Source organism: Paraburkholderia xenovorans LB400 (assembly GCF_000013645.1).
Taxonomy (GTDB): domain Bacteria; phylum Pseudomonadota; class Gammaproteobacteria; order Burkholderiales; family Burkholderiaceae; genus Paraburkholderia; species Paraburkholderia xenovorans.
The window spans coordinates 776,652-789,255 of the sequence record NC_007953.1; the positions used below are offsets into that span (position 1 = coordinate 776,652).

10 protein-coding genes are annotated in these 12,604 nt (G+C 59.0%); 5 read left to right on the top strand and 5 right to left on the bottom strand.

Features of this window, described 5'->3' with window-relative positions; genetic code table 11:
* Window positions 1-99 precede the first annotated feature (99 nt).
* Complete coding sequence (locus BXE_RS40225; RefSeq protein WP_011493894.1) at window positions 100-864, bottom strand: aspartate/glutamate racemase family protein; 765 nt, start codon at window positions 862-864, stop codon at window positions 100-102.
* Between the two features lie 34 nt (window positions 865-898).
* Entirely contained in the window at window positions 899-1,627 is a 729-nt protein-coding gene (locus BXE_RS40230) for a GntR family transcriptional regulator (protein ID WP_011493895.1), read from the bottom strand.
* Between the two features lie 333 nt (window positions 1,628-1,960).
* Here BXE_RS40230 and BXE_RS40235 point away from each other — a divergent pair, with 333 nt between their 5' ends.
* The 5 genes from BXE_RS40235 (at window position 1,961) to hydA (ending at window position 7,033) form a co-directional block, all read left to right on the top strand.
* A complete protein-coding gene (locus tag BXE_RS40235) occupies window positions 1,961-3,001 on the top strand; it encodes an ABC transporter substrate-binding protein (protein ID WP_011493896.1) in 1,041 nt (346 codons plus the stop codon).
* 13 nt (window positions 3,002-3,014) lie between these two features.
* The gene (locus BXE_RS40240) at window positions 3,015-3,836 is read left to right on the top strand and encodes an ABC transporter permease (protein WP_011493897.1); all 822 of its coding nucleotides are present in this window, start codon (window positions 3,015-3,017) and stop codon (window positions 3,834-3,836) included.
* Window positions 3,837-3,840: 4 nt separating this feature from the next.
* Window positions 3,841-4,614: an ABC transporter ATP-binding protein gene (locus tag BXE_RS40245; protein ID WP_011493898.1), complete on the top strand. Its 774-nt coding sequence runs from the start codon at window positions 3,841-3,843 to the stop codon at window positions 4,612-4,614.
* Window positions 4,615-4,866: 252 nt separating this feature from the next.
* Window positions 4,867-5,592, top strand: a complete 726-nt coding sequence (locus BXE_RS40250; RefSeq protein WP_011493899.1) for a maleate cis-trans isomerase family protein — start codon at window positions 4,867-4,869, stop codon at window positions 5,590-5,592.
* 1 nt (window position 5,593) lies between these two features.
* A complete protein-coding gene (hydA, locus tag BXE_RS40255) occupies window positions 5,594-7,033 on the top strand; it encodes a dihydropyrimidinase (RefSeq protein ID WP_011493900.1) in 1,440 nt (479 codons plus the stop codon).
* A 654-nt stretch (window positions 7,034-7,687) separates the two neighbouring features.
* On the opposite strand, the gene BXE_RS40260 is transcribed toward hydA, so the two are convergent.
* From BXE_RS40260 to BXE_RS40270, 3 genes are all read right to left on the bottom strand, one after another.
* Complete coding sequence (locus tag BXE_RS40260; RefSeq protein ID WP_011493902.1) at window positions 7,688-8,797, bottom strand: porin; 1,110 nt, start codon at window positions 8,795-8,797, stop codon at window positions 7,688-7,690.
* 888 nt (window positions 8,798-9,685) lie between these two features.
* Window positions 9,686-11,101, bottom strand: a complete 1,416-nt coding sequence (locus BXE_RS40265) for an amidase (RefSeq protein ID WP_011493903.1) — start codon at window positions 11,099-11,101, stop codon at window positions 9,686-9,688.
* A gap of 21 nt (window positions 11,102-11,122) precedes the next feature.
* Window positions 11,123-12,454: an amidohydrolase family protein gene (locus BXE_RS40270; protein ID WP_011493904.1), complete on the bottom strand. Its 1,332-nt coding sequence runs from the start codon at window positions 12,452-12,454 to the stop codon at window positions 11,123-11,125.
* Between the last annotated feature and the right edge of the window lie 150 nt (window positions 12,455-12,604).

The window sequence follows — 12,604 nt, forward strand, 5'->3', positions numbered from 1 at the left end:
CTTTACCACCTGCTTGCTCAGCATCTGGTCGAAGTCCCTCACTCGTCGTGAATATCCCAATCTGTCTCCTGCCCATCACGTCTTGCCGCGAATGATCCCTTACCCTTGTTGAGTCCGGATGTCTCCATCGACAAGGTGCAATAGTGACGTCCCGGACAATCCTGAGTGTGGTTTGAGCGGCGGCTTCGCAAAACTCCCCTTTGTCGCGCGAATTGGCCTGAGGCGGGTCAGGACTTCTGCCTGAGCCAAGGCGCTGGAAACGCCATCCACGACTGGAACAGGCAAGCGGTGCGCCACGCTGCGCGCGAGGCCCGCGAGCGGTGCGCCCGCGAGTATCAGCACGTCGGTGCCATCCTGCTGGACCGCTTCATGGCATAGTTCAACGAGCCGCGCGGCGTAATCGTCCTGAACCGTTGACGGATCGCGCAACGGTCCGTCGAGGTGCCGGATGCCGGCCAGGCGGCCAAGCACGCCATATCGCTCGATGCATTCCCGATACCACGCGGTGATACGCCGGGAGATCGCGACGATGCCGATACGCTGACCGAGTTGCGCGGCGGTCATCAACGCCGCTTCCGTCATACCGACCACGGGCACGTCGAGTACTTCGCGCAGTTCCAGTAGCCCCGGATCGCCAAAGGCGGCCACCATCAGGGCATCATACTGGCCGACCCGCTCGCTCGCTATCGTCGCGGCGGCATACGCGCCGAGCAGCGCCTCGAACCGCGTTTCGATGTAAGCGACGCCGATCGTGGCCGTCGCCATCTGTATCTCTGTGTCGGCACGTGCGACCCGTCGCGCCTCGGCCTCGATCAGGTCGGTCACGCCGGACGAGATGTTCGGATTAACTATCAATAGCCTCATAACAACTCCTGCAGGACGGTGGAAGGACAGTTGGTCATCCGAAGATCGCGGACAAATCGACCTCAATGTCTTCAGGCAGCGCGAGATCAAGCGTCGCTTCAATATGATCGAGGTGGCCGATGGCGGCAGCGACCGCGCCGTCGATATCGCCCTTCTCCATGTGTTCGATGATCCCGGTGTGTTCGTGGTTCGGACAGGCTGGCACGTTCGGCGAATCGAACAGCAGGATGATCAGACAGGTCAGCGAAGCCAGTTCGCGCATCAGCCGCGTGAGTGGAGGGCTGCCCGCCATCTCGGCGATCAGCAGATGAAACTCGCCCGACAGCCGGATGACTGCGTGCTTGTCACCCTTATCGCGTGCGGCGCGTTCTTTCGCGACATGGGCATGGAGGCGGCGAAAGTCGTCGACGTTCGCACGCTCGACGAGCGTGCGGATCAGGGCCGGCTCGAGAATTCGTCGCGCCTCAAAGACGTGGCGCGCGTCCTGTACCGATGGACTTGCTATGTAGGCACCGCGGTTCGGAATGGTCGTGACGATGCCTTCGTGCGTGAGCCGCGCGAGAATCTTGCGGATCTGCGTCCGGTTCACTTTGAAGACGTTCGCCAGCTTTTCTTCCACAAGCTTGGTGCCGGGAATCAGCCGGTGCTCCATCACGGCCGTCAGGATGCGCCCGTAAATCGTATCGAGACCCTCGTCCGTGCCGAGGAGCTGCTCGGTTGTGCGCCGCTTGCGCGGGCGCAGGTTTTCTTTTTCGGTGAACACGCTGAAGTCCTTGGTTGCTTCTCATTGTGACAATATATTTAAATATAGTCACAATTCAACCCTGAGTTATTGAATTTGCACCGTCAACGGTCACAAGCCCCACCGACGATCCGGCTAAGCACCATGTCAGTGCTGCACCAGCCAGGCTCGCGAACTATTCTGGCCTCACTCATGCATTCCGCCGCAAGCTTCGCGTTCCCGTTGTCTGAGGCGCAACAGGCATTCAACGCGATAGTCGGAAGTATGCCAGACGGCAGGCCGCATTAATGGCACAGCTATTGCTTACTTTGTCACAAAATCATACTATTTTGTGACAATAATGGAGTTCTCCCAATGCAATTTGTCCGTTCCCTTTTCTCCGCACTGAGGCGCGTCGTCCACTCGCTCATCGTGCCACTCACGGTCGCCGCTGCTTTTTTGCCATCCGCCAGTCACGCGAAGGACGCTGAGCCTGTCATGCTCGGCTACGCGAAATGCGCGCATTGCACACCATTGTCCTTGACGCCACAGTACGCCACAGGCGTCAAGCTCTCTGCTATCCCATTTAACACGGGCAACGACGTGCTGACGGCGCTTCTCTCGAAGAGCATCGATGTCGCGCAGGTGACCTATCTGCACTACGTCACCGCGCTCGACAAGGGTTTCAAGGTCGTCGCCATCTCCGGCCAGATCAACGGCGGTTCGCAGATTCTCGTCGCTAACAACCTGCCGGTGCAGTCGGGCGACTGGGACGGCCTGAAGAAGCTGATCATGGAGTACAAAAAGGAAGGCAAACCGTTCCGGGTCGCCGCGTCGCGCGGTAACGCCCAGGACATCCACATGCGTGGGGCATTCCTTACGCACGGTATCGACGTCAACAAGGACGTCCAGTTCGTCAACATTCCAAATCCGGCCGACCACGTTCAGGCGTTGCGCCGCGGCGAAGTGGAACTGATCACGTCGGTCGAACCATACGCCACGCAGATCCGCGAAGTGAAGGCCGCGAAATTCTTCGCGTTTCCGTACGACCAGTCGGCTGGCAAGCTGAGCAACCTGATCATCACCCGACCAGACGTGATTCAGAACAATCCACAAGGCGTGCTCGAAACGGTGCGCGCGATCGTCAAGGTCGACGATCTGATGGCCAGCAACAAGCCGCTCTTCATCGACACGATCCAGAAAGTGACGGGCCTCGACAAGGTCGTCGCGACAGGCGCAGTCGACAACCTCGAACCGGATTACAGGATGTACCGTACACCGGCCGTCGCCATCGCGAAAATGATGCACGAACTGAAGTACGTGAACTCCGACGTAAGCGACGCTGTACAGAACAATCTCGACTATAGCTTCCTCGAGAAAGTGACTGGCAAACCCAAATCACAACTCGGCTACTGATCGGGAAAGCGCAATGTACTCCAGGTTTTCATCGCGTTTTTATCGGCGCATTGAACGTGGCATCGTCCCGGTGCTGTTACTGGCTGGCTGGGAAGCTTTCTCACGCTCGGGCATCCTTCCTGCGGCCCTGCTACCCGCCCCGTCCCAGGTGCTTATCGCATGGGCCGACTGGATTTTCGCGACCGACGGCAACACGCAGACCTATTCGGGTCACTGGCTGTTCGACATCGCCGCGAGTTCAGGCCGGGTATTCGCGGGCTTCGGCATTGCCACGGTGCTGGGTGTAGCGATCGGCATGGCAATCGGTTGGTCTCGTGCGGTCGAATCGCTCGTCGAACCTACCTTGCAAACGCTGCGCCCGGTCCCGCCGGTGTCATGGATCCCGCTAGCGATCATCTGGTTCGGCATCGCCAACAAGCCTGCAATTTTCCTCGTGTTCATGGGCTCGTTTTTCCCGGTGCTGCTCTCGACCATCCATGGCGTAAAGACCTGCGACCGCGATCTGCTACGTGCCGGCGCGATGACAGGCGGTAGCCCACAGATGCTGCTGCGTCACATTGTGTTTCCGGCGGCACTGCCGAGCATCTTTTCGGGCTTGCGCATCGCTATCGGTTCGGCATGGATGCTGACGGTGACCGCAGAAATGGTCGCAGTGAAAAGCGGTGTCGGTTACGTACTGTGGGATTCGTATTACTTCCTGCGCTACGACATCGTGATCGCGTCGATGGTCAGTATCGGTCTGCTCGGTTTTGCGAGCGACTACGTAATCAAGCGCATCGCCGCGCGTATCCTGCGCTGGCAGCGCGGCTCCACTCTTCAGGCCCGTGAAGGTTAAGAACATGGCACTTATCACAATCGACGGTGTATCGCGCACGTTCGAAGACACCAGGCGAAAGCAGACTGTCACCGCACTGGACGACGTGAGTCTGGAGGTCGAACGCGGCGAATTCCTCTGCCTGCTCGGCCCGAGCGGTTGCGGGAAATCGACACTGCTGAACATGATCGCCGGCTTCGACAAGCCATCTTCGGGTTCGGTAAGCGTCGGGGGCTCGGTCGTCACCGATCCTGGCGCGGACCGTGGGGTCGTGTTCCAGCAGGCCAACCTGATGCCGTGGTTGCCGGTATGGGAGAACGTCGCGTTCCATCTGAAGATGCGCAACGTCGCGAAACCGGAGCGCCGCGAACGCGCGCAGCGTTACATCGAGATGGTCGGTCTGACGGGCTTCGAAAACCACTTCCCAAGCGAGCTGTCGGGTGGCATGAACCAGCGCGTCGGCATCGCCCGCGCGCTGCTGATGAACCCCGAGGTGATCCTGATGGACGAGCCGTTCGGTGCGCTTGACGAGCAGACCAGGATGGACATGCATGCGGAGTTGATCCGCATCTGGCGGGACAGTCGCAGCACAATTGTATTCGTCACGCATGGCATCGACGAGTCGCTTGCACTCGGGACACACGTCGCAGTGATGTCGGCGCGGCCTGGACGCATCCGTGAATTGCTGCGGGTCGAACTTGGCCGTCCGCGCGATCCGACCAGCGCCGAATTCAATGACTACAAGCGTCACATCCTGTCGCTTCTGCGTCCCGAAGCAATTGCGGAACCGGTGGGCTAACGGTAGTCGTTACAGGCAACTGCGCCCACGTGATTTCCCGCCAGTTGTCCGCGGCTGCCTGGAAGCCACGAAGCGTTGACGACAACCTTGGACCATTGAGCGAAGCGGCATCGCGGGTGTCCGACACCGGGCATGGCACCGTTCGCGATAGCGACTGTCAAGTATCGCCACCGGAGCCACACGAATGGATGCGCGGTGTGCTCGCTGCGCGCAGCAGCGGTGTTTCTTTCCCTGAGTTAACTTCTCCTACATATGAGCCGACGCATTCGTCTGGGCATTCTCACGCCATCTTCCAACACTTCGCTCGAACCGCTTACACAGGCGCTAGTCTCGGACCTCACGGGAGTGAGCGTACATTTCTCGCGCTTCTCCGTCACACAGATTTCACTCGGTGGTGACGCGCTCGGCCAGTTTCAGCCGCAGCGCATTCTCCAAGCCGCGCGACTGCTTGCCGACGCCCATGTGGACATGATCGGATGGAGCGGTACATCCGCGGGATGGCTTGGTTTCGACCACGACGAAGCGCTGTGTGCCGCGATCACCGAGGCAACGGGCATACAGGCGAGCACATCGGTGCTGGCACTCAATCGGGCGTTGAAAGCATTCAACGTCGAACGTCTGGGCCTCGTGTCGCCGTATCTGAACGATGTGCAGCAGAAGATTATCGCGAACTACGCCGGACTCGGCATCGACGCCCGCTGCGAGAGTCATCTGGGCATTCGGGAAAACTTCGCTTTCGCGCTCGTTGACGAACAGACGCTCGACCGCCAGGTAGCCGATGTTGTCGCTGCGGGCGCGCAGGCCGTTACGACATTCTGCACGAATCTCTACGCTGCGCATCGGGTCGCGCACTGGGAAAGCGAACATGGGGTACCCGTGTTCGATACCGTCACCACCGTCGTGTGGGACATGCTTCGCCGACTCGGTGCGGATACTCGCCGCATCGACGGCTGGGGCCAACTTCTCCAGGAAATCTGATATGCCTGCTTTTGACACTGTTGTACGCAACGCCCGTGTGGTCACTGCCGCGGACACCTTCACAAGCGACATCGGCATTCGCGACGGCCGTATCGTTGCACTGGGCCTTACCCTCGACGCTGGCGTGCGGGAAATCGACGCGGCGGGCCGTCACGTGACACCCGGCGGCGTGGACAGTCATGTGCACTTCGACCAGCCGACAGGTGACGGCTCAATCATGGCCGACGACTTCCTCTCTGGCACGACCTCGGCCGCATGCGGCGGTACGACGACCGTAATTCCGTTCGCGTGCCAGCAAAGAGGCCATACGCTTCGCGAAGCGATTGACGACTATCACCGCCGCGCAGGCGGCAAGCCGCTGATTGACTATGCGTTTCACCTGATCATCACGGATCCGACGCCGCAGGTCCTGAAAGAAGAGCTGCCTACACTGATCGCGGAAGGCTACACATCGTTCAAGATCTACATGACGTACGACGCGCTCAAGCTGAGTGACCGCGAAATGCTTGACACACTGTCGGTCGCACGAAATGAAGGTGCGATGGTGATGGTCCACGCGGAAAACGCAGACTGCATCGCATGGCTCACCGAGCGGCTACTCGAAGCCGGCCATACTGCACCGCGCTACCATGCAACGTCCCGGCCGATGCTCGTCGAGCGCGAGGCAACGCATCGCGCCATTGCGTTTGCGGAACTGATCGACGTGCCGATCCTGATCGTGCATGTATCGGGGCGCGAGGCGGTTGAACAGATTCGCTGGGCGCAGAGTCATGGCCTGAAGGTTTACGGCGAAACCTGTCCACAATATCTGTTTCTCACGGCAGATTCGCTGGGTTGCGACGACAGCTTCGAAGGAGCGAAGTGTATCTGCAGCCCGCCGCCGCGCGATAAGGCTAATCAGCAGGTCATCTGGGACGGACTTGAAAACGGTACGTTCGAGGTGTTCTCGTCCGATCACGCGCCCTTCCGTTACGACGGCCCGGACGGCAAGAGGGTACATGGCGACAACGTGTCGTTCGACAAGATATCGAATGGCATTCCCGGCGTGGAGACGCGCATGGCGCTGCTCTGGTCGGAGGGTGTGCGAACCGGCCGCATCACTGCGCAAAGTTTCGTTGCATTGACATCGACCAATGCCGCAAAGCTTTACGGACTTTACCCGCGTAAAGGCAGCATCGCGATCGGCGCAGACGCGGACCTCGTGATCTGGAACGAGGGGGGCGAGTATCCGGTTGAGAATACACGGCTGCACCATAACGTCGACTACACGCCCTATGAGGGAATGCGCCTGACTGCGTGGCCCGCGATTACGCTGTCGCGTGGGGACATCGTGTGGGACGGCGACAGGCCATGCGGTGAAACAGGTCGTGGAAAGTTCCTGCGTTGCATCCCGCCCGATCCAGCCCGGCCACGGCGGCGAAAAGCGATATTGCCGCTCTAGTTCCGATCCGGTACCGTGGTGACGGAAATGGCCGGGTTCATTCATAGCGTGGAAAGACTCGCCGCGCGTATTTAAAAGGCCTTAATCCGGCGTGTTCATTCGGCCTGGATGCGCCACCGCCTCACACGCCTGCCCGGTGCGGGCATGGGCAGATTTTTCGCCATCGCATCCCGTACGAATTGTGGCTTGCAAAGGACCCTCGCCACCGCTATCGTTGAGTAGCCATTCGCACTGGAGCAATGAAGAGCAAAGGGACAACAGATACCGTGCTGGTACAGGCTTTTGAAATGCGGATCGGCACAGCAACGTCCATACAGTGCGGAGTTCTTCCGCCATTACCGGCACCTTTCCCTAATGCGGCACAGGCTGCTTCGTTTCCCTTCGCGGCTCACCCTAATAGGGTGTAACTGAACATCCGATCCCCGGCCTTCCTGATCTCTTCAATTCAGGCTGCCACGCCGGGGCGCTTTTCAGGTTGAGTGTCGGTAACCGGTTCTCCCAGTCGGTAAGATCCCTCGCCGAAATGGTGTCGCGCCTGGTATTAAATCCAGGCGCCCTTCTACCTGACTTAGCCGCTCGCAACTGGCAGCGAATATCGATCGCATGCGTAGCCCGGCGGCTCGCGCCGTGTCCCGGTGCGAAGCGCCGAGATGTTCAGAACCGCGTTCGAATGCCCACGGCCACTAGCGTCTGGGTGCTCCCTCCACCGATGCCTGTCGACGGCAGGATGAAAATCTGCGCGGCGTTTCCACCGGATGCTCGCTGGTAAATCGCCATCGCATAAACGTCCGTCCGCTTCGAAAACGAATAATCGATATCGATACCTGCCTGATTATGATTCCCTCTCAGGATTACGTTAGATGCGTCGTGGTTTGGAAGCATAAAGGCATAAGCCGCTCCCACATAGACCGCCGGCGTGAATTGATATTTGACGCCCGCTTCAAAGACCTTTACCGAGTCAGAGGTACGCGAATACTGCGTGCTTGTGTAGAGCGCGGTGAGCGTCAGACTTCGAATGACATAGTTTGAGCCTACCGCCCAGGTTACATAGTTGCTGGTGCCATCGGCCTCCTTGAAGTTCGTATAAGCCGCACCAACTCCCAGCGCCTTACCCTGATAGCGGACGCCAGCGCTCACCGTACTCCCATCAGACAGCGTTCCAGGTTGACCTCCAAGCCCGACCATACTTGAAAAGGTCCAGCCCGGTATTGCCGAGGTCGACACCTTGACCGAATTGTCTACACGAACTCCTCCCAACCGGTCAAAGTCGGCCGAACTGCCATTCGCACCCACGAGGTTCGCTGCGGTACCCGGTCTGTACCAGTATGGCGAAAGATACGACGCAGCGGAATAGGAAAACATGTCGTACATCATGTCGTACTGGCGCCCAGCGGTGACAGTCAAAGCTGGAAATTGAAGGCCAACAAAAGCTTGCCGGCCGAAAATTCTTGTAGTCCCGCTACTGCCTTGGCCGATCGTTCCGTCGTTGACGTTAAAGCCGTTCTCCAGCGTAAAGATGGCATAGCTGTTTCCGCCTAGCGCCTCCTGCCCACGCAGACCGAACCGGTCGGCGACTGTGCCAGGGATCTCTCGAACACTCGAATGGCCGGAGACGTCACTCACGTATCCAACAGCCGCATCCACAATGCCGTACATCTGCACAAAATTTTCATCTGCATGCGCAGTCGAGCACCAAGGTACGAGCGCGATACCCGAGATTGCTATAGTGATCGCCAACTGATCCCGGTTAAAGGTACTTTTCATTCGTGATCTCCAGTTTCAAATGCACAATTAATTAGTTGTACGACATATAAGAAAGACGACTGTGAGCCTCCGCTGCAATCGGTTACGACCTGATCCAAAGAGAGGGCAATTTTTCCCTCGCGATCACCGCGTCGCTCGACGCAGCACAGGCTCTTTTACGGCATTACAATGTTGTCGCCGGCAGACGCCGCTGCTTTAGCCGGTCGCTGTTACAAACGCGCGCGACACAGCCACGCGTATATCGCTGTTTACCCGGGAAGGGAATTTCAAGTACGGTCGGCGTGCTGCATTTACCGCGACTAACAAAAAATTGAAAAACGCTTTAGGCCCGAGTGCAACTCTGGCGTCCGTTGCACTGCAGCCATCCACTCCCTCACACCGTCTGCGCTTCAGCCCCGAACGCGCGGCACGCATGGTCATCCACATCGACAATCATCGTCGACCATTTTGGTCGACCAAAATTCTTTGCAAAATGAATTTTTGTGCGGGCCACTCATCGGTGATAAAACGTGACGGGAAAAGAAACTACGAATGGGCGAACGGCCGGGCAGTTACAACAGCTTGAAAAGGACGATGACCGAAAAGGGCGCAACCGCTCCGGCAATACCGGGACGCGTCTGACACGTTTGCCACATCGCCAGCGGTGGTTTTGTTCACCATCGTGACCCATTAACGTTCGTCCTCCCAATTCGCCGGCCCTGGTACCCGGGCAATGCGTCCCCCTGCGACCGATTCACGACTGCAACCGGAAACTTTCAGGCGACGTGCCAGCTCAGCGTTGGGACCTCCTCAATCCTGCCGTTCTTCCGCGGTAGCTTGACGCCACCGTTCGGCGAAACGCTTACCAAGCTGAACACAACAGCTGCCAGCCATAACAGATCCATCTCGTTAGTGAATGCCCCCACCGCGCCCGAGTTTTACAGTGGGGCGTTGCCACCGGTGACCCAGTAGTCGTTCAACCTCGGCCGACAACCCGAGCACCATGCGGTCTGAATACATGGGCCCGACGATTTGCAAGCCCGCCGGCAACCCATGTTCTGCGAGACCGCACGGGACCGAGCAGGCTGGCACGTATGTATGATTAAAAAGAGGCGTGAAAACTGCATGATCGCGTGGCCCCACAGGCTTACCCTCGATACGCTGCGGCGCGTTGTTTTCAATGCGCCACGCAACGCAGGGTGCGGTTGGCGTTAGCAAGCAGTCGACACGGTCGAACAGGCTACACATCGCGGCAAACAACCTCTTGCGCAATTCGAGTGCCCTGGTTACTGCCACTGCTGGCAGCGACAGCCCGGCGTCAATCTGCGCTGCTATATCGGGATCGAAACTTTCCCGATTGTTGCGGAAGGCGTCGGCGTAAATTGTCGCCAGGCCGGCCAGTTGCAAGGGCATCAGGTCGGCCTCCTGCACGTTTTCAAACCAGGGCGGGTCGCGATACTCCACGGCATGCCCCGCGTCGGCTAGCAGCCTCACAGCGTGCTCGACGGCCTGCGCTATGCCCGGGTCCACGGCGAAGCCAAGCCCGAGCCGCGGACTGAAAGCGATTTTCAGACGCTGACCCGTCCCGTCCCGCCCCAGCATCGCCGACGATACGCTGGCCGGATCCCGCGGCTGATGACCGTGCAACTGTTCAAAGACAAGACGGACGTCGCCAACGCTGCGAGCAAGAATACCGATCGTGTTGTTGCCATAGACCGGTTCCGCAAAGCCTGGACCATGAGCGATGACGCCAGCCGTAGGCTTGAACCCGACAACACCGGTATGCGCCGCCGGACGCCGGACGGAGCCTCCCGCATCCGTAGCAATGGCAACGGCACATAGCCCTGCCGCAACCGCCGCAGCCGCGCCACCGGAGGAGCCCCCTGGAGTGCGCTGCGCGTCGAGCGGATGACGCGTCGCGCCGTAAAGAATGTTCGTCGTATTCCCTTTGCACGCGAATTCCGAGCAGTTACTTGAACCAATCAGTACTGCTCCGTTGCCGCGCAACCGGGCTACGCATAACGCGTCTTCAGGGGCGATGAAGTCGCTAAACAATCGGGAGCCGTTAGACGTACGCCTGCCGCCGACCCAGATATTGTCCTTCACCGAAACCGGCACACCGCCGAGCGGTTGCTCGAATCTGTTGAGTGACTGTTCCCATGCGTCCCGCTCCACACGTACCAGCGCATTAAGGTGTGGATTAACGTTGTCGATGTGCTGAAGATACTGCAGGGCGACGTCCTGCCAACCGAAACGCCCTGATACAAGCCCCGAACGCAACTCGACGGCGCCGAGTGCAACCAGCTCTGGAATAGTCTCGCGCATGATCATCCGTCCCTGAGTCCGCTAATGAGCATCGCGCCAGAGCGCCTCGCACACCTGTTCGGCTTCTGCGCAGATCTCGTCCATGTCGACCCGCGTCGGCCTTCCCCCCTCCACAAGAATCGAGCCATTGACCATCACCATCTCGACATCACGACCTTGGCCCGTATGCACAAGGGTACCAAGCGCGTTTGTCCGCGGCGTCAGATGTGGTCTGCCGAAATCGAACATAACCAGATCAGCATCCTTGCCTGTTTCGAGGCTGCCAATGCGGTCAGCCATCCCGACCGCATTGGCTCCCCCAAGCGTGGCCATATGAAATGCGTGCTGCGGCTGCCAGTCGCTGTTGACTGCACCCTCCTGGACGCGCGCTGTCATAAGCGCCCAGCGCATCAGTTCGACCATGTCGCCGTGCTGCGTGTCGGTTGCAAGTGCCAGGTTGATACCTGCCCGTTTGATCTTTGGAGTCGGTGCAAGGCGCCCCGATGTCGCATTACACTTGGGAATGTGGACTGCATGCGCACCGGCACCGGCCATCAACGCGATATCGCTATCGGTGACGTAAATGCAATGACCACCCAGTAGGCGCTCATTCAACAGCCCCACATCGTTCAGCACCTCCGTGGACGTCTTGCCCGTACGCTCGCGGACCCGTTCGACTTCTAGTCTGCTCTGGCCGAGGTGCGTGTTTACTCGCAGCCCGCGCTCGCGTGACGCGTGCGCGATCTCCCGGAGAAAGGCGTCCGAACACGTATCGACCGCGTGGGCAGCAAGCTGCACATTCACGAGCGGATGGTCTTTCCACCTGTCGGCCAGATCGAGCCCGGCCTGCAACAACTGAGCGCCAATGCGTGTGCTGTACTCCCAACGTCCGTCTGCCACTTTCGTGAAGTCAACATCATGGATTCGCCAACTCGGAGTTAGACGCATTCCCAGGTCCGCCATTGCTTCCGTGGTGAGGTCGGCATACACGAAATTATCGCCAATCAGCGTCGACCCGAACATTAGCGCTTCCAGCGCGCCAAGCCGCGCCAGAACACGGGCCTGCTCCGGCGAGACCTGCGTTCCCTTCGGAATTCCCGGCGTATAGGACGGTGCAAAACCCAGATCTGCGGCGACGCCGCGAACCATTGTCAAGATTGAATGCGTGTGTACGTTGACAAACCCTGGAGTGATGACCTTTCCACGCGCGTCGATGATGCGTTTGCAGCGCGCATGTTCTGGCAAATCTGGCCCGAGCCAGGCGATTTGCCCTTTCGCGACTGCAAGCGTCGCGTCCCGCAATTCCCGCTGCGCCGGATCGCCCGTCAGCAGCGTCGCATGAGTGAATGCGATATCAAATTCCTGATTCTCCACGCAGTTGTCCTCCGCATTTTTCGGTCGCCCATCTTGTTTAAAATTGTCGACCGATTCTGTCGACAAAAAAATACCGCGTCAAGTGGATCACAAGTGGACGAAGGTCTCGGCGCAGTCCTTGACCCGCAAACCCGGCAGGGTCAAGGGGAC

Excerpts from the sequence above, each read along its gene's own strand:
- BXE_RS40225 (WP_011493894.1), bottom strand. The coding sequence starts at position 864 with ATGAGGCTATTGATAGTTAATCCGAACATCTCGTCCGGCGTGACCGAC.
- BXE_RS40235 (WP_011493896.1), top strand. The coding sequence starts at position 1,961 with ATGCAATTTGTCCGTTCCCTTTTCTCCGCACTGAGGCGCGTCGTCCAC.
- BXE_RS40240 (WP_011493897.1), top strand. The coding sequence starts at position 3,015 with ATGTACTCCAGGTTTTCATCGCGTTTTTATCGGCGCATTGAACGTGGC.
- BXE_RS40245 (WP_011493898.1), top strand. The coding sequence starts at position 3,841 with ATGGCACTTATCACAATCGACGGTGTATCGCGCACGTTCGAAGACACC.
- BXE_RS40250 (WP_011493899.1), top strand. The coding sequence starts at position 4,867 with ATGAGCCGACGCATTCGTCTGGGCATTCTCACGCCATCTTCCAACACT.
- hydA (WP_011493900.1), top strand. The coding sequence starts at position 5,594 with ATGCCTGCTTTTGACACTGTTGTACGCAACGCCCGTGTGGTCACTGCC.
- BXE_RS40260 (WP_011493902.1), bottom strand. The coding sequence starts at position 8,797 with ATGAAAAGTACCTTTAACCGGGATCAGTTGGCGATCACTATAGCAATC.
- BXE_RS40265 (WP_011493903.1), bottom strand. The coding sequence starts at position 11,101 with ATGCGCGAGACTATTCCAGAGCTGGTTGCACTCGGCGCCGTCGAGTTG.